This window comes from Aeromicrobium massiliense JC14, from assembly GCF_000312105.1.
Taxonomy (GTDB): domain Bacteria; phylum Actinomycetota; class Actinomycetes; order Propionibacteriales; family Nocardioidaceae; genus Aeromicrobium; species Aeromicrobium massiliense.
The window spans coordinates 1,049,718-1,073,160 of the sequence record NZ_HE978636.1 but is presented as its reverse complement, the minus strand read 5'-3'; the positions used below and the strand labels follow the sequence as shown (position 1 = coordinate 1,073,160).

Genomic DNA, 23,443 nt, shown 5'->3' with positions numbered 1-23,443 from the left:
GAGAATGGTGCGGTGGATCCGTTGCAGCGCTACGCCGACCGGGTCACCCACCGGCGGGTGCTGCCGGCCCGCGACGCCGTCTACGCGGCCTGGCCCGAGTGGGTCCACCCCGACGTCCGCCAGGCCTACGCCGAGTGCGGCCTGACCCACCTGTGGGCGCACCAGTCCGAGGCGGCCGACCTGGCCCACGCCGGACGCTCGGTGGTCGTGGCCACGGGCACCGCGTCGGGCAAGTCGCTGGCCTACCAGCTGCCCGCGCTGAGCGCGCTGGCCGCCGGGCGCACCGGCGACGACCCGCTGGCCCGGCGGCGTCCCACCGTGCTCTACCTCTCCCCCACCAAGGCGCTCGCGGCCGACCAGCTGCTCGGGCTCGGCGCCATGCGCCACCTGGTGAAGGCGGCCACGGTCGACGGCGACAACACCCGCGAGGAGCGCACGTGGGCGCGCGACCACGCCGACTACGTGCTCACGAACCCCGACACGCTGCACCGCGTCCTGCTGCCGGGCAACCAGCGCTGGTCGCGGTTCCTGCGCGGGCTGCAGTACGTCGTCGTCGACGAGTGCCACCACTACCGCGGCGTCTTCGGCGCCCACGTCGCGCACGTCCTGCGCCGGCTGCGCCGGGTCGCCGCGCACCACGGCGCGAGCCCGACGTTCGTCCTGGCCTCGGCGACCATCGCCGACCCCGGCGCGTTCGCCTCGCGGCTCACCGGGCTCGACGTCACCGCCGTCACCGACGACGGGTCGCCGCACCCCGAGACCACGGTCGCGCTGTGGGAGCCGCCGCTGATCGGCGGCGACGACGGCACGCCGCCGTCGCGCCGCGGTGCCGGGGCGGAGGCGGCCGACCTGCTCACCGACCTCGTGATCGGTGGCACGCGGTCGCTGGCCTTCGTCCGTTCGCGGCGCGGCGCCGAGTCGGTCGCGCTGGGCACCCAGCAGCGGCTGGCCGACGTCGACCCCGACCTGGCCACGCGGGTCGCGACCTACCGCGGCGGCTACCTGCCCGAGGACCGCCGCGCGCTCGAGCGCCAGCTCCGCAGCGGCGAGCTGATGGCCCTCGCGAGCACCAACGCGCTCGAGCTCGGCATCGACGTCTCGGGCCTCGACGCGGTGGTGACGGTCGGCTACCCCGGCACCCGGGCCGCGCTGTGGCAGCAGCTGGGCCGCGCCGGGCGGGCCGGACGTCCCGCACTGGGGGTGATGATCGCCCGCGACGAGCCGCTCGACACGTTTCTGGTCCACCACCCCGAGGCGCTGCTCGGCGCCCCGGTCGAGGCGAGCGTCTTCGACCCCGACAACCCGTACGTCCTGGGCCCGCACCTCGCGGCCGCCGCCCAGGAGGTGCCGCTGACCGAGCCCGACCTCGCGCTGTTCGGGCCGCGCGCCGCCGAGGGCGTCGCGGCGATGACCGAGGCCGGCTGGCTGCGCCGCCGCCAGGACGCCTGGTACTGGACCCGCCGCGACCGTGCGGCCGACCTGGCCGACCTGCGCGGCAGCGGCGGCAGCCCCGTGCAGATCGTCGACGGCGCCACCGGGCGCCTGGTCGGCACCGTCGACGCGGGCTCGGCCGACACGACCGTCCACGCCGGCGCCGTCTACGTCCACCAGGGCGAGACGTGGGTCGTCGACGACTACGACCTCGACCTCGGCGTCGCCGCGGTGCACCGCGAGGACCCGCCGTACTCGACCACCGCCCGCAGCACCACCGAGGTGCGCGTGGTGCGCGAGGACCGCACGCACGACTGGGGCACGGCGCGCATCAGCGTCGGCGACGTCGAGGTGACCAACCAGGTCGTCTCGTTCCTGCGCCGGCGCAACGGCTCGGGCGAGATCCTCGGCGAGGAGCCGCTCGACCTGCCCGCCCACACGCTGCCGACCAAGGCGGTGTGGTGGACGCTCGACCCGGCCACGGTCGCCGCGCACCTCGACGCCACCGACGTCCCGGGCGCCGCGCACGCCGCCGAGCACGCGGCGATCGGCCTGCTGCCGCTGCTGGCCACCTGCGACCGCTGGGACATCGGCGGGCTGTCCACCGCGCACCACCCGGACACCGGCACGCTCACCGTGTTCGTCTACGACGGGCATCCCGGCGGGGCGGGGTTCGCCGAGCGCGGCTTCGAGGTCGCCCGGCAGTGGCTGACCGTCACGCGCGACGCCGTCCTGGCCTGCGAGTGCGCCGACGGCTGCCCGTCGTGCGTCTACTCACCGAAGTGCGGCAACGGCAACGACCCGCTCGACAAGGCCGCCGCCGTCCGCCTGCTGGACCTGTTCCTCGCCGAGGCACCCGTCCCGGCCACGTCCGCGTGACCCGTCCGGGTGGCAGGCACCGGGACGAACGTCCCGACCTCTCCCCATGGAGGCCACAATCACTCCACGATCGGGCAAAAACGGTTGTCCGGAGGCGGTTCCGGCCGTTGACTGACGAAGGCCCGAGATCCGGGCCGGTCAGGAGAACCCCCGTGCCCGACGCGCCCGCACCGCAGCCCGTCCGTCGCCGACAGTGGGGCGCCGAGAAGTCGTCCCGCCCGCGTCCGCGCCAGCACCCCCGGCCCTCCGACCTGTCCCTGCTCCTGGCCGGCGCCGCCGTCGTGGCCACCATCCTGGCCGGCCTGGCCTACTTCGTCCTGACCGTCGTCCGCAACCGGCTCGACCACGGCTTCGGCGGGTTCAGCTACACGATGGAGACGATCCTGTTCGTCGCCGTGCTGAGCTCGCTGGGCTTCTCGTCGGTCATGTACCTGGTGGCCCGGCGCGGGGCGCTGCGCCGCTTCCGCGACCACGAGCGGGTCCCGCGCGCCGCGCTCGAGCGCCACTTCGCCTCCGGGCACCAGGCCGTCACGACGCTCGTCCCGTCCTACGCCGAGGAGCCGGACGTCATCCGGCTGACGCTGTGGTCGGCCGCCCTGCAGGAGGTGCCGTCGCTGCGCGTCGTGCTGCTGCTGGACGACCCGCCGACCCCCACCGACCCGGTCGCGCGCGAGCGCCTGGCCGCCACCCGCCTGCTCCCCTCGCAGATCGAGGCCGTGCTGTCGGTGCCCCGCACCCGGTTCGAGGCCGCCCTGTTCCGGCGCACCGCCGAGTTCGACCAGTCCGTCGCCGTCGAGCCGCGCGACCACGTCGAGATGCTCGAGCACTACCGCTGGGCCGCCACGTGGCTGACTGACATGGCCGAGGCGGAGGAGCGTCCCGACCACGTCTCGGACTTCTTCGTCGAGCAGGTGCTGCTGTCGCTGGCCGACGACCTGGCGCTGACCGCCGACGCCGTCGAGGCCGCGATCGCAGCCGGCGAGCCGCCCGGACCCCACCGCACGCTCGACCTGTACCGACGCCTGGTGTGGATCTTCTCGGCCGACCTGGACGTGTTCGAGCGCAAGAAGTACGCGTCCCTGTCGCACGAGTCGAACAAGGCGATGAACCTCAACGCCTACCTCGGCCTCATGGGCGGCGCCTACGACGCCGAGAACACCCCCGAGGGCGTCATGCTCTACCCCGCCAGCGGGCCGGGACCGCACACCCTCACCGTCCCCATGACCCCGTACGTCCTCACGCTCGACGCCGACTCGATCCTGCTGCCCGAGTACTGCCTGCGGCTGCTGCACGAGATGGAGCAGCCGGGCAACGAGCGGGTCGCGGTCATCCAGACCCCGTACTCGGCGTACCGCGGCGCCCCGACCCGGCTCGAGCGCCTGTCCGGCGCCACGACCGACCTGCAGCACATCCAGCACCAGGGCTTCACCGCGTACGACGCGACGTTCTGGGTCGGCGCCAACGCGCTCATCCGCCGGGCCGCGCTGGAGGACATCCAGGTCAGCACGGTCGAGCAGGGCCGGCGCGTGCACCGCTACATCCAGGACCGCACGGTCATCGAGGACACCGAGTCCAGCATCGACATCGCCATGCACGGCTGGCGCCTGGTCAACTACCCCGAGCGGCTCAGCTACAGCGCCACCCCGCCGGACTGGGGCTCGCTGGTCGTCCAGCGCCGCCGGTGGGCCAACGGCGGCCTGCTGATCCTGCCCAAGCTGTGGCGGCAGGCGAAGATCCGCAAGTCCAGCGGCATGCCGATGACGTTCATGGAGCTCGCGCTGCGGATCAACTACATGGCGTCCATCACCTGGGCGACCGTCGGCCTGCTGTTCCTGCTGCTCTTCCCGTACGACCAGCGCCTGCTCAGCCCGCTCGTCGTGCTCATGGGCGTGCCGTACTTCCTGGCGATGGCCTCGGACCTGCACACCTGCGGCTACAAGCGCACGGACGTGCTGCGCATCTACGGCTTCAACCTCGTGCTGCTGTCGGTCAACCTCTCGGGCGTCCTGAAGTCGCTGAGCCAGGCGCTCAGCGGCCAGAAGATCCCGTTCGCCCGCACGCCCAAGGTGCGCAACCGCACGGCCGCGCCCGCGTGGTCGATCGTCATGCCGATCCTCGTGGCGCTGCTGTGGGGCTTCCTGCTGTGGCGCGAGGTGGAGCACCAGAACTGGCTCACCGCGTTCTTCCTGGCGCTCAACTGCGTCCTGACCGTCTACGCGATCATCACGCTCATCGGCATCGGGCCGGCCGTGATGGACGTCCTCACCGCGCTGCTGCACTGGTTCTTCGTGCCGCGCAGGACCGAGCCCACCCAGGCCGACGGTGACGAGGGCCTGGACTGGCGCTCGGCGCTCTACCACGGCTCGAGCGAGCGCCGGCGTCCGCCGCGGCAGCGTCCCGCCGCGGCCGAGACCGACGCGCAGACCCCGACCGACCCGGAGCAGGACGCCGACCGGGACACCGACCGCGACGAGGTGCACGCATGATCCCCGACGGACACCGGCTCTCGTGGGCCCGTGTGCTCGTGGCGCTGGGCGTGGTGGGCGTGCTGGTCGTGGCCGTGCTGGGTGCCGACCGCTGGCGCGAGGAGCTGACCGCGCTGCGCGGCGACGACTCGAGCTCGACCTTCTCGGGCTACGTCGACGTCACCGCGACCCCGCGCTACGCCTTCGAGAGCCCGGAGTCCGACGCGACCAAGGACGTCGTGCTGTCGTTCGTCGTGGCCGACCCCGAGGAGCCCTGCACGCCGACGTGGGGCGGCTTCCACGACCTCGACGGTGCCGCGGCGGAGCTCGACCTGGACCGCCGTGTGGCGCTGCTGCGCGAGCGCGGCGGTGACGTCACGGTCTCGTTCGGTGGCCTGGCCAACGACGAGCTCGCCACCTCGTGCCAGGACCCGGAGAAGCTGCTCGCCGCGTACCGCGCGGTGGTCGAGCGCTACGACCTCGACACCGTCGACCTGGACGTCGAGGACGACGACCTGGCCGACCACGAGGCCAGCGCTCGGCGCTCGACGGCGCTCGCCGCGCTGCAGGCCGAGCGGGCGAAGCAGGACCGCCCGCTCGACGTGTGGCTGACCCTGCCCGCCGCGACGGCCGGCCTGACCGAGGACGGGCTGACGGTCGTCCGCGACGCGCTGGCCGCCGGAGTCGACCTGACCGGCGTCAACGCCATGACCATGAACTACGGCGGCAGCCGCGAGAGCGACGAGTCGATGCCCGAGGCGACGGAGCGCACGCTCAAGGCCGTCCACGAGCAGGTCGGCGACGCCTTCGACGCCGCCGGCGTGAAGCCCCAGGGCGGCGCCTGGAAGCACGTCGGCATGACGCCGATGGCCGGTCAGAACGACGTGCGGTCCGACGTGGTGACGCTGGACGACGCCCGGGAGCTGGCCGCGCTGGCCGACGACCTCGGCGTCGGCCGGGTGTCGCTGTGGTCGCTCAACCGCGACCGCGCCTGCGGGGTCAACTACCCGGACACCCACGTCGTGTCGGACGCCTGCAGCGGCGTCGCCCAGGACGGCGAGACGTTCGCCGAGGTGCTGGCCGCCGGCGCGGACGCCCATTCGGGCTCCGACCGCGACGCGAGTGCGTCCGAGCCGACCCCGGAGCCCACCACGACGGCGCGGACGCCGGGTGACGACGAGCCCGTGGACGACCCGGAGACCAGCCCGTACCGCATCTGGAACGAGGAGGCGGCCTACCCCGAGGGCACCAAGGTCGTCTGGCACCGTCAGGTCTACGAGGCCAAGTGGTGGACCAGCGGCGACCTGCCCGACGATCCGGTGGCGACGGCCGAGCAGACCCCGTGGCAGCTGCTCGGACCCGTGCTGCCCGGCGACCGTCCCGCGCCGAAGCTGACGCTCCCGGCGGGCACGTACCCGGAGTGGTCGCGCACCGGCGTGTACCGCCAGGGCGCTCGCGTGCTGGTCGACGGCGTGCCCTACCGCGCGAAGTGGTGGACCGAGGCCGACCACCCCGAGGTGTCCGAGTCGAACCCCGACGCGTCGCCGTGGGTGCCACTGACCGCCGAGGAGATCCGCAAGGTCCTGGACTGAGCGCTCAGCCGCCGGGCACCACGTAGTCGACGGGGGCCGCCCGCGCGTCGGACTCGAAGCCGACGCGCTGGCCCCAGGCCGTGCGGGTCACACGGCGGACGCGCACGGTGACGACCTCGACGTCGGCCCGGCACTGCAACAGGTGGGCCCCGTTCCGCTCGGCGACCGCCTCCGCGGCCGGGCACGGCTCCTGGCCGGCCGCGGCCGCCTGGGTGCCGGCCAGGGCGGCCAGGTCGGCGGCCGAGGCGGCCGCGTGGCGGGTGCCGATGAGCAGCGCGACCTGCAGCGCCAGCAGCGCGACGAGGGTCAGCACCACCCCCGCTCCGAGAGCGTGGACCGTCGCCGAGCCCCGCTCGCCGGCCAGGCGACCGCTCACGGGTCCTCGACCGCCGCCACGGCGGTCGCCTCCAGCTCGTGCCGGCCCATCCGACGCAGGAACGGCACCGGCGGCCCGGACTCGGCCGTCACTGTGACCGTGACGACGCCCTCGCTCTCGTCGAGCTCGACGGACGCGTGGTCGGGCCCGACCCGCTCGGCGGCGCTCCGCGCGGCGTCCGGGTCCTCGCCCCGAGCCGCCACACGGGCGCCCTCGCGGGCGGCGTCGACGAGCCGCACCTGGGTGACCCCGAGCGACACCACCCAGACCAGCAGCAGGCCGACGACGAGCGCGAACGGCGCCAGGACGGCCGTCTCGGCCGTGACCATGCCGCGCTCGCGGTTCACCACGGCAGGAGCCGGGTCGGGTCGAGCCAGCCGAACAGGCCGATCGGGTGCCGAATCAGGCCCGGCGGCGGATCCCTCAGCAGCCGCTCGAGCACCGGCACGGCGACCTGGAAGCCGCACACGCCGATCGTCGCGGCGCCGAGCGTGCCGACGGCGTACTCGGCCGTGGTCATGCCGCGGTCGTCGCGGCGGCGCGGGTGGACGTGGAACATGGACGCTCCTCTCGTCGGAGGGCCGGGCAGCCGCACGGCCGCCCGGCCCCGGGTGGCTCAGAACGGCAGCAGGTCGGGGATCTTGCCGATGACGTCCTTGACGAGGTCGCCGAACCACTCGCTCTGGCCGATCTTCACGAGCACGCCACCGACGGTGCAGGCACCGAGCGTGCCCACGGTGTACTCGGCCGTGGTCATGCCGAGCTCGTCGCGGCGCTGACGCAGGCGGTGCAGGGTGTTCTTCATGGTTCCTCCTGGAAGTGGTGGAGCTTTCGTCGAGAAGATGGGCGCCGCGACCCCCTGATCTGCGACCGTCCGCCCCCGCTGTGGACGTCAGGACCGGATCCGCGCCGCTGTGGACGTCAGGGCAGCAGGCTCGACAGCGCACCGATGACCGTCGGGGCGACGCCGACGAGGAAGAACGCGGGCAGGAAGCACAGCCCCAGCGGCGCGGCCGTGCGCACGCCGACCGCGCGGGCCACCCCCGCTGCCGCGGCGGACCGCTCGCGCCGCGCGTCGTCGGCCGCCCGCTCCAGCAGGCGGGCCACCGGCATGCCCGACCGCTCCGCGAGGGCGAAGGCGCGGCCGAGCCCGTCGAGACCGGGCTCGCGGCGCAGGCGCTGCCAGACGGCGGACGGCTCCACCCCGACGGCCAGCCGTGCGGACGCGACACCGAGCTCGTCGGCCAGCGGCGGACCCACCGCCCCCGCGACCGAGGCCAGCGCGACCTCGGCTGGATGCCCGGCCCGCATGGCCGCCGCCAGCAGGTCGAGAGCGTCCGGGAGGGCACGTCTCACCGCTTCAGCCCGTCGGCGCACGGCAGCGGGCTCCAGCCGTTGTACGACCCGGCCGACGAGGAGCGCCGCGACCGGTGCGGCGGCCAAGCCCCATGGCGGTCCGACCAGGACGAGCACCCCGACAGCCGCGAGCAGCCGCGCCGCCCAGACCGGGTCGAGGGCGCGACGCCGGGCGGCGTCCCCCGGAACCGTGAGCCGCTTCCAGCGCCGCCGAGTGGTCGGTGGCCAGGCGAGCGCCGTCGCCAGGCCCATTAGGAGGGCCGGGATCACGGCTGCGCCCCCTCGACGAGGTGGTCGACCCACAGCAGGCCGAGCAGCGAGAGCCCGACGCCGGCGACCAGGCAGAGCGCCCCCGGAAGGGTGTGCAGCAGGACGTGGACCGGGTCGGACCCGAGGGAGCCGCCCAGGCCGAGCCCCAGGACGGGCAGCCCGGCCAGCAGCCGGGAGGTGGCGCGGGCAGGGGCGACCGCGGACTCCACCTCGCGGTGCACCTCCAGGTCGGCCCGCACCCCGTCACCGAGGCGCTCGAGCACCTCCGCCAGCGGGGCACCGGAGCGCTCCGCGACCGCCCAGGCCGCGGCGAGGGAGCCGAGGGCGGCGGCCCCCGGACGGGCCGCGGACGTCCGCAGGGCCGCCGGAACGTCGCCGCCCACCGCGGCCACGCCCGCGACCCCGCCGAGCCACGGAAGGTCCTCGGCGGCGGCGCGGACCGCGGTGGCAGGAGCCAGGCCCGCCCGGACCTGTGCGGCCAGCACGTCCATGGCCTCGGCCACCTCGCGCCGGGTCGTGGCCGCCCGCGCGCGCCGGCGTCCGGCCCGGTGGAGCCGCACCACGACCACGGCCGTCGCACTGACCGTCACGGCGACGAGCACGTGCGGCAGGGCCACGCCGGTCAGCCAGGCCGCCACCGGCACCGCCAGCAGCACGGGCGGTGGGGGCAACCGCGGGCGCCAGGCCGGCAGCCCGCGGCCGGTCCGCCCCGGGAACCGGGCGAGCAGGACGAACCGCCCCGGCGGGCGCGCGAGGCACAGCGCGAGCGCGAGGAGCAGGCCGGACGTCAGAGCCATCGCAGCCGCTCCTCCAGCCACGGCCAGCCGGGACCGTGCTCGGGCTCGCCGGACGGACCGAACGACAACGCCGGGCACGCCTGCACCAGGCCGTCGCCGTCGCGGCGCAGCACCGCCACCTCCTGCAGCCGACGCCGTCCGTCCGGGTCGCGACCGACGTGCAGCACGGCGTCGACGGCCGAGGCCAGCTGGGCGTGCAGCGCCTCGCGCGGCAGCCCGGCGGCCAGGGCCAGCGCCTCGAGCCGCGCCGGCACGTCCGCCGAGGCGTTCGCGTGCACCGTGCCCGCGCCGCCCTCGTGCCCGGTGTTCAGCGCCGCGAGCAGGTCGACGACCTCGGCTCCACGCACCTCTCCGACGACCAGCCGGTCGGGCCGCATGCGCAGCGCCTGGCGCACCAGGTCGCGCACGGCCACCTCACCGGCTCCCTCGACGTTCGCCGGACGCGCCTCCAGGCCGACGACATGGGGATGATCGGGACGCAGCTCGGTGGCGTCCTCGACCAGCACGAGACGCTCGGACGCGGGGACGAGCCCCAGCAGCGTGGCCAGCAGGGTGGTCTTGCCCGAGCCCGTGCCGCCGCTGACCAGGAAGGCCAGGCGGTGGGCGACGAGGGCACGGACGACCTGCTCCCCCAGCTCGGTGAGGCTGCCGCCGGACCGGAGCTCCTCGACCGTGAACGCGGTCCGGGCCGGGACGCGCAGCGACAGCGTGGTGCCCGGCCGGGACACAGGTGCGAGCACCGCGTGGAAGCGGGTGCCGTCGGGCAGGCGGCAGTCGACGTACGGGCTGGCGTCGTCGAGGCGGCGCCCGCCGAGCGCGGCGAGACGCTGCGCGAGCCGGCGCACCGCCGGCTCGTCGGGCAGTGCGACCGGCACCCGCTCCAGGCCGGAGCCCGCGTCGACGTAGGCCTCTCCGGGCTGGTTCACGAGCACGTCCGTCACCCCGCGCCGCCGCAGCAGCGGCTCGAGCGGGCCGGCACCGAGCGACTCCTGGCGCAGCTGGTCGGCCAGCGCGAGCACGGCACCGTCACCGACGAGGCGCCGCTCGTCGCGCAGGACCTCGGCCACCGACTCCGCCGTCGGCTCGAGGGCCCGCGCCGCGAGCCGCTCGCGGACCCGGTCGACGACGGCTGCCGGGAGCGCCCCGCTCATCGCTCACCCGCCAGCCCGACCGCCTCCAGCAGGGCGTCCGCGCACCGGCGGTGGGTCCGCGAGCGTCCGGGACCGTCGCCGAGGTCGACGGCGGCGGCGAGCCGTCGGTCGTCGCGGAGCCGGCCGAGCACGGGCACCTGGACCGCCTCGGCCACCGCCGGGACGTCGAGACCGCGCGGACGCGTCCGCACCAGGACCCCGGTGGCCGGCGCGGTCGCGCGGACGCCCGCGAGCAGGCGGGCCGCCCCCGCGAGACCGCGCACCTCACCGGGCACCACCACGGCGGCGAGGGTGCTGCGGGCGAGCGCGGCGGACGACCACGCGTCGAGCCGGCGGGGCAGGTCGACCACCACGAGGTCGAACGAGCGCGCCGCGGCCGACAGGACGGCGGCCATCGCCGCCGGGTCGGCCGTCCCGGACCCGTCGCGTCCCCACGACAGGACCCACACGTCGTCGTGGCTCGGGAGCACCCGGCGCAGCGACTCGCCGCTGAGCCGCCCGGGCGTCGCGTCGACGTCGCCCCACCGCAGCCCCTCGTGGTCCTCGCGCCCCAGCAGCAGGTCGAGCCCGCCGCCGAGCTCGTCGGCGTCGAGCAGGAGCGTGCGCAGCCCGCGACGGCCCGCGGTGAGCGCGAGCACGCCCGCGAGGGTGGACGCGCCCACGCCGCCGCACGCGCCCGTCAGCGACACGACGCACGCCTCCCCGCGCCCTTCCGTGGCGGCCCCGAAGGCCTCGACCGCGCGGTCCTCGTCGGTCGGCAGGGTCAGCAGGAGCTCCGCGCCCAGCGCAAACGCCTCGGCGTAGGACGCGTCGCCGGTCGTGGCCACGAACACCGAGGCGCGCCGGGCCAGCCCGGCACGGGCGAGCTCGCCCGCGGTGTCGCCGCCGGCCACGACGAACCCGGCCGTGCGCCACGCCCGCGCGGCCGACCGGGCGTCGGCGGCCACGGTGGGCGTCACGCCGACGGCGGCGCACAGCCGCAGCACCTGGTCGAGGAGGCGGTCGTCGGCGGTCACCACGAGCGGGCGGGCGAGGTCGTCCATGGCTCGACCGTCCCGCCGCGCACCGACCGCGACCATGCCCCTCGGCCAGGCCTGTGGACGCCGCGCGCGGCCGTCGCGGTTGTGGACAGCCACTCCCCCAGCGTGTTGGATTCCAGCATGCGCCTCGCCTGGCCCGGCCGGACACAGAGCCACCGGAACGCCTTTTCGTCATCGGTCACGGTCGAGGACCTCGTGCAGCGGGCCGACGCCCTGCGCTGGCCCGTGGAGCCGTCGGCGCTGGCCCTGCGGGTGCTGGCCGCCGTCGCGCAGGCTCCGGGCCGGCCCCGGGTCCTCGTCGTGGGACACAAGGTCCGCGCCTGGAAGACGCTCGTCCGCGAAGCCTGCCCGCAGGCCCGCATCAGCACCGCACGGCCCGACGACGACCCCGCGGCGCGCCACGTCAGGCTGATCGCCAAGGGGCCCTTCGACCTGGTCGTCGACGTCTCGGACGAGACGCCGGACGAGCAGCTGGAAATGTTCCGGGCCGCCTTCATGCACCTGCGCGAAGGGGGGACGTTCGTGGCGTCGGCCCTGGTGGCGCCGGAACCCGGAGCCACCGGTGCGAACGACCTGTGGAGCGTGATCTCGACCGCGACGGCGACTCGCCTGCGCGACCTGGAGGACCACCTCGACCGCGGTCGGGCGTTCCGCCCGGTGCGCGGCCTCGCCTTCACCCTGGGGGACGTCGAGCTCGACGACGAGCGCTCGCTGCGCGTCGTCCTGGCCCGGGCCGTGCGACCGAGCGTCGACGAGGAAGAGACCCGACAGCTGCTCGAGACCAAGCCGTCGTGGGGAGCCGTGCTGGCGACCCGCCCGCGGACGACCTGGACGCCGGACCTGACGTACCGCTCGTCGATCCCGGACGACCCCCACGTGCGAGCGACCTTCTCGGCACCGCCCCTCATGCTCCGCCGCTACGACCGCGCCGTCGCCGGCGTCACGCAGGTGGTCACCACCGGCCGCGTCGTGCTCTGCGACACCTACCGACGTCCCTGGGACCGGGTCTCGCAGCGCGTCGAGCGGGTGGGGGACCGGTTCGGCCGGGTCCTCGTCCCGACCGACGAGCCCGAGCCGCTCCCCGGGGCGTACTTCCACCTGGACTCCGAGGAGCCCGCGCACTTCGGCCACATGCTGACCGAGCAGATCAGTCGCCTGTGGGCCTGGTCCGAGGTTCGCGCCCTCGAGCCGGACGTGAAGCTGCTGCTCACGCTCCCACCGTCGAGGACGGAGATGGCCCCGCACGAGCGCGAGATCGCCCGGTGCCTGGGGCTGGACGAGACCCGCGTGCAGCTCATCAGTGGCCCCGTCCGGCCGGAGCGGCTCTACGCCGCGACGCCCATGTTCTCGCAGCCGCGCTACGTCCATCCCGAGATCACCGCCGTCTGGGACCTGCTCGGCGACAGCCTCGCGTCGCGGGCCAGCGGGACCCGTCCCGCGACCCGGCTGTTCGTCTCGCGCCGCGACCACCTGCTGCGCGCCTGCCGCAACGTGGACGAGGTCGAACGGTGGTTCGAGGACCGGGGCTTCCAGGTCGTGTTCCCCGAGGAGCACTCGCTACCGGACCAGGTGGCGATGTTCCGCGGCGCCGAGGCCGTGGCGGGGTTCGCCGGCAGCGGGCTGTTCAACCTGGCCTTCGTGCCCCGTCCCACGCGGGTCTTCACGATCGGTCACCGGTCCTACGACGCCCGCAACGAGTACCTGATCGCCGCGGCGCGCGGCCACGAGCTGACCTCCGTGTGGAGCACCCCGGAGATCGCCCACCCGGCCAATGCCTGGTCGAACGACGCCTTTCGCTCCCCGTTCACGTTCGACTTCGACGACGAGGGCCGCTTCCTCGCGCGCGAGCTCGACCGACTGGACTCCTCACGTCACTAAAGTCCAGTCATGCACTACCTCGACTTCCTGCAGCAGGTGCACACGCGGCTCGCCCCGCGCCACTACCTGGAGATCGGCGTCCGCTGGGGCAACAGCCTCTCGCTGTCGCGGTGCCCGTCGGTGGGCATCGACCCGGCGTTCGCCATCGACCACGAGCTGCACGCGCCGGTCGACCTGTTCCGGACGACCAGCGACGAGTACTTCGCGCGGCCCGACCCGCTCGAGCCGACCGGCGGCGAGCCGTTCGACCTGGCGTTCATCGACGGCCTGCACCTGTTCGAGTACGCGCTGCGCGACTTCATGAACACCGAGCGCCACTCGCGTCCGGGCTCGATGATCGTGTTCGACGACATCCTGCCGCGCAACGTCGACGAGGCCGCCCGTGACCGCCACACCGGCGCGTGGACGGGCGACGTCTACCCGGTGCTCGAGACGTTGGCCCGCTACCGGCCCGACATCCTCACCGTCTGCGTCGACACCCAGCCCACAGGGCTGCTGCTGGTGATGGGCCTGGACCCGTCCAGCACCGTCCTGGCCGACAACTACGACGCGATCATGCGCGAGCTCCGGCACGCCGACCCGCAGCCGGTGCCGGCCGAGCTCATGGACCGCACGTTCGTGCAGGCGCCCGAGCGGGTGCTCGCCTCACCGCTGCTCGACGAGCTCGCCGCCAGCGCGGACGACGTCGACCCAGCGACCTTGAACCGGCGGTTGCGCGAGGTGGCGGGGCAGACGCTCGGCTCGGCGTACGCCTAGTCGCGGCGCAGGGCCTGACGCAGGCGTCGGACCCCTGGGACCTTGGCGAGCCGTGCACGCAGGCCCGACGGCGGCGGGACGGGGAGCGTCTTGGCCTTCGCCGGCGCCGGCCGGATCGACATCCCGCCGGCGTTCTCGATCACCAGGTCGCTGCCCAGGGCGTGGAAGTCCGAGCCGGCCACCGCGAGCGCCAGGGACGAGCGCGAGGGCAGGCCCGACATCCACGCCTCCACGACGACGCCGCCGTCCCGGGGGCGCAGCACCGCGGCGGTCAGGAACGGACCCGCCTTGAGCACGGCCGGCACGTCGCGGCCCGTGGTGAGGTCGACGGCAGTCGTCTCCCAGCGCAGTCGCGAGCCCTGGCCCGTCTCGACGATCTCGGCTCCCTCGGGCGGGAACGCGCTGCCGCGGAAGCGCTTCGTGGCGCCGACGTCCAGCACGAGGCGGCCGGCGCTCCGGACCGGCACGAGGAGCCCGCCGTCGAGCAGCGCGCAGCGCGGCAGCCGGTCGACCGAGACGGCCGGCGCGGGCGCGCCGACGGCATCGACGACCCAGTGGCCGTGCTGGAGCGGACGCCCGAAGGACGCGCGACGCGGGTCGATCCGCACCACGCCGCCCGGCTCGACCGGCAGCGCCCAGGCAGTGCCCGTGTCGAGGTTGGTGAGCACGATCCGCTCGACGGCTTCCCCGACGACGAGCTCGAGCGCGCCCTCGCGCCACGTGGCCTCGACCCGGGTGGCGGGCGCCTCCTCCAGCGCGACGGACGAGCCCTCCAGGACGACGTGCTGGGCCAGGACGGCGACCGTCGTGGCGTCGCGCACGCCCGCGCGACGGCGGTCCGCGACGGGCCCGGACGTGGTGCCGCCGCGCACGAGCACGGGCAGGTCGGTGACGTCGACGGCCACCTCGGCGGCCGGCACCGCACCGTCGTGGGCGAAGAGGGTCCAGTCGGACGGGGCGGCGGCCCGGCGGCCGAGCACGACGTCGGCGCCCGTGGCGGCCGCCTGGGCCAGCAGCAGGTCGACCGCACCGGGCGCGAGCACGTCGGTCTCCTCGAGCGGCAGGTCCCACTCGGCGCCGTCGCGGTCGTCCCCGACGCGGACGTCCACGCGGTGCCGCACGAGCCGGTCGAAGGTCTCGCGCGCCGCGGCGTCCAGCCCGGACGGGTCGGCCACGACGACCACCCCGCCGTCGAGCGAGGGGGTGCGGTCGAGCGAGCGGAGCAGCTGGCGGAAGGCCGCCAGCCGGTGGACCTGGACGAGGATGCGCACGCGTGCAGTCACCGGCACATCGTGGCAGGGCCCAGGGGCAGCCTTGCCCGTCCGTCGTGCCGGCCCGGACGAGCCGGCGGGCGCGCTGGCCCAGGAGCACCGGCTCCGGGAGCCGACCCCCTAGGCTGGCGGCGTGACCCGGTCCGCGGCGTTCTTCGACCTCGACAAGACGATCATCGCCAAGTCGAGCACCCTGGCCTTCAGCCGTCCGTTCTTCGACGGCGGCCTGTTGAACCGGCGTGCGGTGCTGCGGAGCGCGTACGCCCAGTTCGTGTTCGCCGTGAGCGGCGCCGACCACGACCAGCTCGAGAAGATGCGCGGCTACCTCACCCAGCTGGTGACCGGCTGGGACGTGGACGTGGTCCGTCAGGCGGTCGCCGAGACGCTCCACGAGATCATCGACCCGCTCGTCTACGAGGAAGCGGTCGAGCTGGTCGAGCAGCACCGCGCCGCCGGCCGCGACGTCGTCATCGTCTCGGCGTCCGGCTCGGAGGTGGTCGAGCCGATCGGGGCGATGCTCGGCGCCGACCACGTCATCGCGACGACCCTGCTCGAGCAGGACGGGCGGTACACCGGCGAGATCGAGTTCTACGCGTATGCCGCGAACAAGGCGGTGGCGATGCGCGAGCTCGCCGAGCAGCGCGGGTACGACCTGGACGAGTGCTACGCGTACTCGGACTCCGAGACGGACGTGCCGATGCTGCAGGCGGTCGGCCACCCGTTCGCGGTGAATCCCGACCGCGCCCTGCGCAAGGCGGCCGAGACGAACGGCTGGCCGGTTCTGACGTTCGCCCGCCCGGTGGCGCTGCGCCGCCGCCTGGGGCTGTCGCGCCGCGTGCGCCTGGCCGCCGTCGGGGTGGCCGGCACCGCCCTGGTCGCCGTCGCCACCTCGCTGGTGCTGCGCCGTCGCGATCGCTGACGTACGCGTCCCGGAAACCCCTTGTGTGACGCGCATCACGGGGGTACAAAGGACCTAGGAACAACTCCACAGCGACGCAGCACCGATGGCACCACCGCGGCGATCTCCCGTCCTATAGGGCTGTCGCCCGCGGGACATCCGGCCTCCTCGTGGGGACGGCCCCGCGGCGACGTACGACGACGAAGTGCACGCCTGGTCCCGATGCTGCGCCACCGACGGCGTCGCCACCCACGCGGAGGCGGCGTCGTCGCACGTCCGGGGTCAGCGCGCGACCGGGCTCGCCTCGGCACCGCGCGCGAACGCCGCGGAGGCGTAGAGCAGCCACTGGTGGACGCCGGGGCCCGGATCGCCCGCGTGCAGCGACGCGGCGTCGCGCTCGTACGCCGACAGCGCGCTCGCGTAGCCGTCCGGCTCGGCGTCATGGCCGGCCTCCGGCACCACGAGCGAGGCGGGGTCGACGCCGCGCACCACCAGCACCAGCCGCTCGGCGGCCCGCGCCACGACGCGGTTGTGCGACGCGAAGGCGCCGGCGGTCGCGATCTCGGCGTGGACGAGCGCGGCCACGACCAGGCCCGGCACGTCGCCGGACGCCTGCACGGCCTGGGCCAGCCAGGTCAGCCGTCGCGCGCCCTCCGGCGTCGCCGGACGTCCCCGCTCGGGGTCGGGCAGCGTGCCGGTGGCGGCGAGCGCGTGCATCCGGGCGACGGCCTGCAGCGGCGCGGTGCGCCACGGCGCGGCCAGCCCCAGCAGCTCGGTCGACAGCAGCACGGCGCCGCGGGCGGTGGCGTCACCACCGCCGGCGCGCAGCGTCTCGTCGTCGCCCTCGGCGCCCTCGAGCCGCGCCGTGGCAACGGCGCCGCGCAGCAGCGACTCGGCGGTGTCCTCGGGCGTGCTGCGGCGCAGCCCCCGGTCGCGCAGCAGCGTGTCGATGCCGTCCCGCGTCGACACGAAGGCGGACGGGACGCCCTCGAGCGAGGCGGCGACGGCGAAGGCGGACGAGGAGGGGCTGGACACGCCCCGCAGCGTACCTGGGCGCGTCCCCGTGGCCGGTACCCTCGCAGGGTGAGCAGCTCGGGCGGACGCGTGGCGAACTGGCTGGTCGGCGACCAGCTGGCCTGCGTGCTGCACCTGGGCGACAGCTCGCTGGCCTACCGGCTGGCCGACCTCGGCCACGAGGTCACCATCTGCTCCCCCGACGCCCGCCACGTGCAGCACGAGCTCGTCGGCTACGTCCGGGCCGGCGGCGAGCGGCTCCCCTTCGTCCACGACGCGTTCGACGCCGTGGTCGTCCCCGACCTGCACGACGCCCCGGTGGCGCTGGCCGAGTACGCCCGCGTCCTGCGGCCGTCCGGCGTCGTCTCGACCGTCTCGCACGCCTACGACGACTCGATCCCGTGGCTGCGCCGGCTGCGCGAGATCGTCGGCGTCGCGCCGGGTCCCGTGCCGACCGCCGACACCCTGGCGGCGTCCGGCCTGTTCCACGAGGCCGAGACCGAGACGTTCGCAGCCTGGGAGAAGCTCGACCTGGCCGGCCTCATGGCGTTCGCCCGCGAGACCATGGACCGCAGCCGGGGCGAGGCCGCCCTCGCCGAGGTGCACACCCTGTTCCGCACCTACGCCGAGCACACCGGCTTCCTGCGCCTGCGGCACTCCACGACGGCGGTGCGCGCCCGCGTCGACAAGGCCGCCCTGCCCGAGCAGGCCCCGCCGCCGGACACCCTGCTGCTCGACTTCCGCTGAGCCCATGACCGAGGTGCTGCTCGCGCTCGGCGTGGCGCTCGTCCTCGTGCTCGCGCTGCTGCTGGTGCGCCGCCGGCTCGCCGTCCGCGGCCAGGCGCTGGGCTCGCCCGCCGACCGTGCGACCTACCAGACGCTGCACCGCGTCTCCCTCACCGCGCCGGCGCTGCGCTCGGGCCTGACCCGCGACAGCGCGCGCACCGCCCTGCCCCACCTGCGGGCCCTGCTCGGCACGCCGACGGTCGGCCTGGCCGGGTTGGACGGGCCGCTGGCCTGGGTCGGTCCCGAGACCCCGGAGGCCGTCCAGTCGCTCGTCGACGAGGCGCTCGCCACCGGCAGCACCCAGGCGGGGTCCGGCGCGGTCGTCGCGCCGCTGTCGGTGGACGACCGCGTCGTCGGCGCGCTCGTCGCGGCCGGCGAGGAGCGGGCCGGCGTCCTGCGCGCCACGACCGAGCTGGCCCGGTGGATGAGCGGGCAGCTCGAGCTGGCCGAGCTCGACCAGCAGCGCACCGCCCTCATGGCCGCCGAGCTGCGCGCGCTGCGGGCCCAGATCTCGCCGCACTTCGTCTACAACTCGCTCGCCGCGATCGCCTCGTTCGTCCGCACCGACCCCGAGCGGGCGCGTTCGCTGCTGCTCGAGTTCGCCGACTTCACCCGCTACTCGTTCCGCCGGCACGGCGACTTCACGACGCTCGCCGAGGAGCTGCGCTCGATCGAGCAGTACCTCGTGCTGGAGAAGGCCCGCTTCGGCGACCGGCTGCGCGTCGTCACCCGGGTCGCGCCGGAGGTGCTGAACGTGACGCTGCCGTTCCTGTGCGTCCAGCCGCTGGTCGAGAACGCCGTCCGGCACGGCCTGGCCGCCAAGCAGGGCACCGGCACCGTCACCGTCGAGGCGCTGGACGAAGGCGCCGAGTGCGTCATCACGATCGAGGACGACGGCGTGGGTGTCGAGGCCGAGACGGTCCGTCGGGCGCTCAGCGGCCAGACCGCCACCGACTCCGTGGGCCTGGGCAACGTGGACGAGCGGATGCGCACGGTCTACGGCAACGAGTACGGCATCGTCGTCGAGACCGCGCCCGGCCTGGGCACGAAGGTGACGATGCGCGTGCCGAAGTTCTCGCCGGCGGTCGAGCCCGGGGCCTGACACGCCCGGCGGCTGGGTCGCGCCGCGTATCCTTGCGCGGTGAAGTTCCTCAACGACCTGCAGCCGTCCCACGACCTGACGTACAACGACGTCTTCATGGTGCCGGCGCGCTCCGACGTCACCAGCCGCTTCGACGTCGACCTGTCCACCAGCGACGGCACGGGCACGACCCTGCCCCTCGTGGTGGCCAACATGACCGCGATCTCGGGCCGCCGCATGGCCGAGACGGTCGCCCGCCGCGGCGGCATCGCGATCATCCCCCAGGACATCCCGCTGGACGTCGTGCAGTCGACGGTCGAGCGCGTCAAGGCCTCGCACCCGGTGTACGAGACCCCCGTGACGATCGCGCCGTCCACCACCGTCGGCGAGGCCATGAGCCTGATCCCCAAGCGCGCGCACGGTGCCGCCGTGGTCGTCGAGGACGGCAAGGTGCTGGGCGTCGTCACCGAGCGCGACGGCGCCGAGGTCGACCGATTCACCCAGGTGCACGAGGTCATGAGCACCGACGTGCCGACGTTCGAGGCCGGCCGCGAGGCGCGCGACTACTTCGCCGACCTGACCGGCCGCCACCTCGAGCTCGCCCCGGTGCTCGACGGCGGCGTGCTGCAGGGTGTCGTGACCCGCAAGGGCGCGCTGCGCTCCACCATCTACACGCCCGCGGTCGACCCGCAGGGACGCCTCGTGGTGGGCGCCGCGGTCGGCATCAACGGCGACGTGCGGGCCAAGGCCGAGGCGCTCCTGGCCATGGGCGTGGACGTCCTCGTGGTCGACACCGCGCACGGCCACCAGGCCAAGATGCTCGAGGCGCTGCCGGTCGTCGTCGCCGCGCGCGACGCGCACGAGGCGGCCACCGGCCGCCGCATCCCGGTCGCCGCCGGCAACGTCGTCTCCGCCGCCGGCGCCCGCGACCTGGTCGAGGCCGGCGCCGACATCGTCAAGGTCGGCGTCGGGCCCGGTGCCATGTGCACCACCCGCATGATGACCGGCGTCGGACGTCCGCAGTTCTCGGCCGTGCTGGAGTGCGCGGCCGCCGCGCGCGAGCTCGGCGCCCACGTGTGGGCCGACGGCGGCGTGCGGTTCCCGCGCGACGTCGCCCTCGCGCTCGCCGCCGGCGCGGCCAGCGTCATGATCGGCTCCTGGTTCGCCGGCACGTACGAGAGCCCCGGCGACCTGCTCGTCGGCGCCGACGGACGCGCCTACAAGGAGTCGTTCGGCATGGCCTCGGCCCGCGCCGTCTCCAACCGCACCAAGGACGCCGCCGGCTTCGACCGCGCCCGCATGGCTCTGTTCGAGGAGGGCATCAGCTCCTCGCGGATGTTCCTGGACCCCGAGCGTCCCGGCGTCGAGGACCTGCTGGACGGCATCACCGCCGGCGTCCGCTCGAGCTTCACCTACGCCGGGTCGCGCAGCATCGCGGAGTTCCACGACCGTGCCGTCGTCGGCCTGCAGAGCAGCGCCGGCTACGACGAGGGCCGTCCGCTGCACGTGTCCTGGTGACGACACGCCGGGCCGGCCTCCCGGTTCTGTCGGTGGTCGTTCCTACGGTGGAGACATGAACGACATCCGCATCGGCCTGGTCCTGGTCTGCGAGGACTGCGGCTTCGACGTCGAGCTCCCCGACGAGCTGACCGGCACCGTCACGTGCACCGCGTGCGGCGTGGCCGCGTGGGTCGACCTGCCCTACGCCGAGCCCGCCGAGGCGCTCAGCGCCTGACGTCGTCGAGGGCGGTGCCGGTCGAAGCGTCCGGTGGCTGAGCGCGTCGAAGCCTCAGGAGCGAGCCTGCTCAGCGGTCCGCGTGGGCGCGGACGCCGGCCAGCAGCAGGTCCAGGCCTTGCTCGAAGCTCGTGCCGTCGGCCGCGTCGCCGGCGTCCGGCTCGTCGCCGATCGCCCCGGCGCTCGCCGCCTGCAGGTGGGTCTGCTCGTCCAGCACGTGGCCGAACACGAAGTGCAGCATCGTGCGGGCGGCGGCCCGGGCGAACCGGTCCTCGAGCCCGGCGCCGCGCAGCGCGGCCGTCAGCCGCTCCCCGGGCTCGTGCGGCCCCAGGCCGTAGGCGTGCACCGTCGCCACCACCTCGGCCCCGTCGCGCCACGCGAGCATCGCGTCGCGCAGGGCCCGGCACTCGGCCCGCACGGCCGCCTCGCCCACCGCTGCGTCCGGTCGCGGCCCACGGCCCACGATCTCGTCGGCGACGGCGGCGAGCAGCTCCTGCTTGCTGGCCACGTGGTGGTAGAGCGCGCTCGGCCGCACGTCCAGCTCGGCGGCCAGCCGGCGCATCGAAAGGTCGCCGAGCCCGTGCTCGTCGAGCACCCGCAGGGCGGCGGCGACGACGTCGGTGCGGTGATGCATCGGGCTCCTTCGTTGACAGCGGACGAGCCCCACCCTAACCTGAACGCCGTTCACCTGAACGCCGTTCAGGTGCGTGTCCGCCCGTCAGGAGCACCATGAGCACCGTGTCCGCCCGCCGCCGCACCAGCAGCACGACCGACCTCGCCCTGGTCGCCACCTTCGCCGCCCTGATCGCCGTCTGCGCGATCCTGCCGGCGATCAACGGCGTCGCCAACGTGCCCTTCACCCTGCAGATGTTCGGCGTCTTCCTGGCCGGCTCGGCGCTCGGGGCGCGCCGCGGCTTCCTGGCCGTCGTGCTCTACCTCGTCGTCGGCACGGCCGGCCTGCCGGTGTTCACCCAGGGCCACGCCGGCCCGGCGGTGTGGGCGGGCGCGACCGGCGGCTACCTGCTCGCCTTCCCGCTCGCCGCGGCGCTGGTCGGCGCGGTCTCCTCGCGGATGGCCCACCGGTCGCCGGCCACGTTCGTCGTCGCCGTGTCGGTCGCCGCCGCGGTCGCCACGGTCGCGGTGGTCGGCACCCTCGGCACGCTCGGGATGATGCGGGCGTTGGACGTCTCCGCGTCCGTCGCCTGGGGCTTCGCGACGCCGTTCTTCGTCGCCGACGTCGCCAAGGGCGTGCTGGCCGCCGTCGTGGCCGCGTCGGTGCTGCGCGCCTTCCCGCAGCTGGCCCGGCGCTGACGCGTACCGTACGGACGTGATCGAGCTCGACCAGGCCGCCGTCACCGTCGACACGTCCGACGGCCCGCTCGTCGTCCTCGAGCCGACGTCCCTGACGCTGGACGAGCCGCGGGTCGCCGTCGTCGGCGCCAACGGCTCGGGCAAGTCGACGCTCGCCCGGCTGCTCAACGGGCTCGTCGAGCCGACCTCCGGGCACGTCCACGTCGGCGGCCTCGACACCGTCGACGACGGGCCCGCCGTGCGCCGCCGGGTCGGGTTCGTGTTCACCAACCCCGACGCCCAGCTCGTCATGCCCACCTGCCTGGAGGACGTCGCCCTGTCGCTGCGCCGCACGGTGCGCGACAAGACCGAGCGCCGGGCCCGCGCGCTGGAGGTGCTGGCGTCCGTCGGGCTCGAAGGGAAGGCCGACACCAGCGTCCACGCCCTGTCCGGCGGCCAGAAGCAGATGCTGGCGCTGGCCGGCGTGCTGGCGACCGATCCGGACGTGCTGGTCGCGGACGAGCCGACGACGCTGCTCGACCTGCGCAACACCCGGCTCGTGGCCGACCGGCTGCTCTCGCTGCGCCAGCAGCTCGTGCTCGTCACCCACGACCTCGAGCTCGCCGCCCGCTGCGACCGCGCCCTCGTCGTCGACGCCGCCCGCGTCGTCTTCGACGGTGCGCCGGACGCGGCCGTCGCGCACTACCGCGACCTCGTGACGCGATGAGCGGCGACCTGCTCGGCGCCTACCGGCCCGGGACGTCGGTGCTGCACCGGATCCCGGCCGGGCCGAAGCTCGGCCTGCTCGCCCTGTACGGCGGGCTGGCGGTGTGGCTGACCGGGCCGGTCAGCGCCCTCGTGCTGCTCGGCGTCTCTGTCGCGCTCACGCTCGTGGCCGGCATGCCGTGGCGGCGAACGCTGCGCCAGGTGCGCGGCCTGCTCGTCCTCGCCGTGGTCGTCGGCGCCTTCCAGACCTGGCAGCGCGGCTGGCCGGTGGCCGTCCACGTGGTCGGCGACCTCCTGGCGCTCGTGCTGGCCGCCCTGGTGTTCACCGCCACGACGCCGGTCGACGAGGTGCTCACGGCGGTCGAGCGCGGGCTGCGCCCGTTCCGCCGGCTCGGCGTCCGGCCCGAGCGGGTCGCCCTGGCCTTCTCGCTCGTGCTGCGGGCGATCCCGGGCATCCTCGAGACCGCCCGCGAGACCCGCGCCGCCGCGAAGGCGCGCGGGCTCGAGCGCAGCCCGCGCGCCCTGCTCGTCCCACTCGCCGTCCGCACGGTGGGGCGGGCCTACGAGACCGGTGACGCCCTGGCCGCCCGCGGGCTCGGCGACGACTGAGACCCACCCAGGAGACCGGTCCCGGACGCACGAGGGCCCCGC

At 75.0% G+C, this 23,443-nt stretch carries 24 protein-coding genes; 13 read left to right on the top strand and 11 right to left on the bottom strand.

Annotated features, from left to right (window positions below; translation table 11 throughout):
* Positions 1 to 12: 12 nt before the first annotated feature.
* The 3 genes from HGAM_RS05455 to HGAM_RS05445 all read left to right on the top strand — a co-directional run bounded on the left by HGAM_RS05455 (position 13) and on the right by HGAM_RS05445 (position 6,367).
* A complete protein-coding gene (locus HGAM_RS05455) occupies positions 13 to 2,310 on the top strand; it encodes a DEAD/DEAH box helicase (RefSeq protein WP_019144466.1) in 2,298 nt (765 codons plus the stop codon).
* A 152-nt stretch (positions 2,311 to 2,462) separates the two neighbouring features.
* On the top strand, positions 2,463 to 4,796 hold the full coding sequence (locus tag HGAM_RS17930) for a glycosyltransferase family 2 protein (protein ID WP_019144465.1): 2,334 nt from the start codon (positions 2,463 to 2,465) through the stop codon (positions 4,794 to 4,796).
* Positions 4,793 to 6,367, top strand: a complete 1,575-nt coding sequence (locus HGAM_RS05445) for a chitinase (RefSeq protein ID WP_019144464.1) — start codon at positions 4,793 to 4,795, stop codon at positions 6,365 to 6,367. The genes HGAM_RS17930 and HGAM_RS05445 overlap by 4 nt, the downstream gene beginning before the upstream one ends.
* Before the next feature lie 4 nt (positions 6,368 to 6,371).
* On the opposite strand, the gene HGAM_RS17925 is transcribed toward HGAM_RS05445, so the two are convergent.
* From HGAM_RS17925 to ssd, 8 genes are all read right to left on the bottom strand, one after another.
* On the bottom strand, positions 6,372 to 6,743 hold the full coding sequence (locus HGAM_RS17925; protein ID WP_019144463.1) for an Rv3654c family TadE-like protein: 372 nt from the start codon (positions 6,741 to 6,743) through the stop codon (positions 6,372 to 6,374).
* A complete protein-coding gene (locus tag HGAM_RS05435) occupies positions 6,740 to 7,093 on the bottom strand; it encodes a TadE family type IV pilus minor pilin (RefSeq protein WP_019144462.1) in 354 nt (117 codons plus the stop codon). The genes HGAM_RS17925 and HGAM_RS05435 overlap by 4 nt, the downstream gene beginning before the upstream one ends.
* On the bottom strand, positions 7,087 to 7,302 hold the full coding sequence (locus tag HGAM_RS05430; protein ID WP_019144461.1) for a DUF4244 domain-containing protein: 216 nt from the start codon (positions 7,300 to 7,302) through the stop codon (positions 7,087 to 7,089). The genes HGAM_RS05435 and HGAM_RS05430 overlap by 7 nt, the downstream gene beginning before the upstream one ends.
* Positions 7,303 to 7,359: 57 nt before the next feature.
* On the bottom strand, positions 7,360 to 7,548 hold the full coding sequence (locus HGAM_RS17920) for a DUF4244 domain-containing protein (protein ID WP_019144460.1): 189 nt from the start codon (positions 7,546 to 7,548) through the stop codon (positions 7,360 to 7,362).
* 116 nt (positions 7,549 to 7,664) lie between these two features.
* Positions 7,665 to 8,099 carry a type II secretion system F family protein gene (locus HGAM_RS20560; RefSeq protein WP_019144459.1) on the bottom strand — a complete coding sequence of 145 codons (435 nt, stop codon included), beginning with the start codon at positions 8,097 to 8,099 and terminating at the stop codon, positions 7,665 to 7,667.
* A 266-nt stretch (positions 8,100 to 8,365) separates the two neighbouring features.
* A complete protein-coding gene (locus tag HGAM_RS17910) occupies positions 8,366 to 9,166 on the bottom strand; it encodes a type II secretion system F family protein (RefSeq protein WP_019144458.1) in 801 nt (266 codons plus the stop codon).
* Positions 9,157 to 10,317: a TadA family conjugal transfer-associated ATPase gene (locus HGAM_RS17905; protein WP_019144457.1), complete on the bottom strand. Its 1,161-nt coding sequence runs from the start codon at positions 10,315 to 10,317 to the stop codon at positions 9,157 to 9,159. The genes HGAM_RS17910 and HGAM_RS17905 overlap by 10 nt, the downstream gene beginning before the upstream one ends.
* Complete coding sequence (gene ssd, locus HGAM_RS17900; protein ID WP_019144456.1) at positions 10,314 to 11,360, bottom strand: septum site-determining protein Ssd; 1,047 nt, start codon at positions 11,358 to 11,360, stop codon at positions 10,314 to 10,316. Before ssd ends, HGAM_RS17905 begins: the two co-directional genes overlap by 4 nt.
* Positions 11,361 to 11,552: 192 nt before the next feature.
* Here ssd and HGAM_RS05400 point away from each other — a divergent pair, with 192 nt between their 5' ends.
* Positions 11,553 to 13,235 (top strand): glycosyltransferase family 61 protein, encoded by a 1,683-nt coding sequence (locus HGAM_RS05400; RefSeq protein WP_019144455.1) that lies wholly within the window; start codon positions 11,553 to 11,555, stop codon positions 13,233 to 13,235.
* A gap of 9 nt (positions 13,236 to 13,244) precedes the next feature.
* Positions 13,245 to 13,991 carry a class I SAM-dependent methyltransferase gene (locus HGAM_RS17895; protein WP_019144454.1) on the top strand — a complete coding sequence of 249 codons (747 nt, stop codon included), beginning with the start codon at positions 13,245 to 13,247 and terminating at the stop codon, positions 13,989 to 13,991.
* Here HGAM_RS17895 and HGAM_RS05390 read toward each other — a convergent pair.
* The gene (locus tag HGAM_RS05390) at positions 13,988 to 15,274 is read right to left on the bottom strand and encodes a hypothetical protein (protein WP_019144453.1); all 1,287 of its coding nucleotides are present in this window, start codon (positions 15,272 to 15,274) and stop codon (positions 13,988 to 13,990) included. The genes HGAM_RS17895 and HGAM_RS05390 overlap by 4 nt on opposite strands.
* A gap of 121 nt (positions 15,275 to 15,395) precedes the next feature.
* Here HGAM_RS05390 and HGAM_RS05385 point away from each other — a divergent pair, with 121 nt between their 5' ends.
* The gene (locus tag HGAM_RS05385) at positions 15,396 to 16,181 is read left to right on the top strand and encodes an HAD family hydrolase (protein WP_019144452.1); all 786 of its coding nucleotides are present in this window, start codon (positions 15,396 to 15,398) and stop codon (positions 16,179 to 16,181) included.
* A gap of 261 nt (positions 16,182 to 16,442) precedes the next feature.
* Here the strand turns inward: HGAM_RS05385 and HGAM_RS20555 are convergent, their stop codons facing one another.
* Entirely contained in the window at positions 16,443 to 17,195 is a 753-nt protein-coding gene (locus HGAM_RS20555; RefSeq protein WP_019144451.1) for a Fic family protein, read from the bottom strand.
* A gap of 48 nt (positions 17,196 to 17,243) precedes the next feature.
* On the opposite strand from HGAM_RS20555, the gene HGAM_RS20550 reads away from it, so the two are divergent.
* Genes HGAM_RS20550 through HGAM_RS20265 form a run of 4 tightly spaced genes read left to right on the top strand, consistent with a single transcriptional unit; the run spans position 17,244 to position 20,776 of the window.
* The gene (locus tag HGAM_RS20550) at positions 17,244 to 17,921 is read left to right on the top strand and encodes a class I SAM-dependent methyltransferase (RefSeq protein ID WP_019144450.1); all 678 of its coding nucleotides are present in this window, start codon (positions 17,244 to 17,246) and stop codon (positions 17,919 to 17,921) included.
* 4 nt (positions 17,922 to 17,925) lie between these two features.
* Positions 17,926 to 19,062 (top strand): sensor histidine kinase, encoded by a 1,137-nt coding sequence (locus HGAM_RS05370; RefSeq protein ID WP_019144449.1) that lies wholly within the window; start codon positions 17,926 to 17,928, stop codon positions 19,060 to 19,062.
* Between the two features lie 39 nt (positions 19,063 to 19,101).
* Complete coding sequence (locus HGAM_RS05365) at positions 19,102 to 20,559, top strand: GuaB1 family IMP dehydrogenase-related protein (RefSeq protein ID WP_019144448.1); 1,458 nt, start codon at positions 19,102 to 19,104, stop codon at positions 20,557 to 20,559.
* Positions 20,560 to 20,614: 55 nt separating this feature from the next.
* On the top strand, positions 20,615 to 20,776 hold the full coding sequence (locus tag HGAM_RS20265; protein WP_019144447.1) for a hypothetical protein: 162 nt from the start codon (positions 20,615 to 20,617) through the stop codon (positions 20,774 to 20,776).
* A 70-nt stretch (positions 20,777 to 20,846) separates the two neighbouring features.
* Here the strand turns inward: HGAM_RS20265 and HGAM_RS05355 are convergent, their stop codons facing one another.
* A complete protein-coding gene (locus tag HGAM_RS05355; protein WP_019144446.1) occupies positions 20,847 to 21,410 on the bottom strand; it encodes a TetR/AcrR family transcriptional regulator C-terminal domain-containing protein in 564 nt (187 codons plus the stop codon).
* Between the two features lie 95 nt (positions 21,411 to 21,505).
* On the opposite strand from HGAM_RS05355, the gene HGAM_RS05350 reads away from it, so the two are divergent.
* From HGAM_RS05350 to HGAM_RS05340, 3 genes are read left to right on the top strand one after another with little or no spacing between them, the layout of a single operon-like run.
* The gene (locus HGAM_RS05350) at positions 21,506 to 22,087 is read left to right on the top strand and encodes a biotin transporter BioY (protein ID WP_019144445.1); all 582 of its coding nucleotides are present in this window, start codon (positions 21,506 to 21,508) and stop codon (positions 22,085 to 22,087) included.
* Positions 22,088 to 22,103: 16 nt separating this feature from the next.
* Complete coding sequence (locus tag HGAM_RS05345; RefSeq protein ID WP_019144444.1) at positions 22,104 to 22,793, top strand: energy-coupling factor ABC transporter ATP-binding protein; 690 nt, start codon at positions 22,104 to 22,106, stop codon at positions 22,791 to 22,793.
* Positions 22,790 to 23,401, top strand: coding sequence for an energy-coupling factor transporter transmembrane component T family protein (locus HGAM_RS05340; RefSeq protein ID WP_019144443.1), 612 nt, complete (start codon positions 22,790 to 22,792; stop codon positions 23,399 to 23,401). Before HGAM_RS05345 ends, HGAM_RS05340 begins: the two co-directional genes overlap by 4 nt.
* Positions 23,402 to 23,443 lie beyond the last annotated feature (42 nt).

Excerpts from the sequence above, each read along its gene's own strand:
- HGAM_RS20265 (WP_019144447.1), top strand. The coding sequence starts at position 20,615 with ATGAACGACATCCGCATCGGCCTGGTCCTGGTCTGCGAGGACTGCGGC.
- HGAM_RS05340 (WP_019144443.1), top strand. The coding sequence starts at position 22,790 with ATGAGCGGCGACCTGCTCGGCGCCTACCGGCCCGGGACGTCGGTGCTG.
- HGAM_RS17905 (WP_019144457.1), bottom strand. The coding sequence starts at position 10,317 with ATGAGCGGGGCGCTCCCGGCAGCCGTCGTCGACCGGGTCCGCGAGCGG.
- HGAM_RS17895 (WP_019144454.1), top strand. The coding sequence starts at position 13,245 with ATGCACTACCTCGACTTCCTGCAGCAGGTGCACACGCGGCTCGCCCCG.
- HGAM_RS05370 (WP_019144449.1), top strand. The coding sequence starts at position 17,926 with ATGACCGAGGTGCTGCTCGCGCTCGGCGTGGCGCTCGTCCTCGTGCTC.
- HGAM_RS05445 (WP_019144464.1), top strand. The coding sequence starts at position 4,793 with ATGATCCCCGACGGACACCGGCTCTCGTGGGCCCGTGTGCTCGTGGCG.
- HGAM_RS17920 (WP_019144460.1), bottom strand. The coding sequence starts at position 7,548 with ATGAAGAACACCCTGCACCGCCTGCGTCAGCGCCGCGACGAGCTCGGC.
- HGAM_RS05355 (WP_019144446.1), bottom strand. The coding sequence starts at position 21,410 with ATGCATCACCGCACCGACGTCGTCGCCGCCGCCCTGCGGGTGCTCGAC.
- ssd (WP_019144456.1), bottom strand. The coding sequence starts at position 11,360 with ATGGACGACCTCGCCCGCCCGCTCGTGGTGACCGCCGACGACCGCCTC.
- HGAM_RS05430 (WP_019144461.1), bottom strand. The coding sequence starts at position 7,302 with ATGTTCCACGTCCACCCGCGCCGCCGCGACGACCGCGGCATGACCACG.
- HGAM_RS17910 (WP_019144458.1), bottom strand. The coding sequence starts at position 9,166 with ATGGCTCTGACGTCCGGCCTGCTCCTCGCGCTCGCGCTGTGCCTCGCG.
- HGAM_RS05350 (WP_019144445.1), top strand. The coding sequence starts at position 21,506 with ATGAGCACCGTGTCCGCCCGCCGCCGCACCAGCAGCACGACCGACCTC.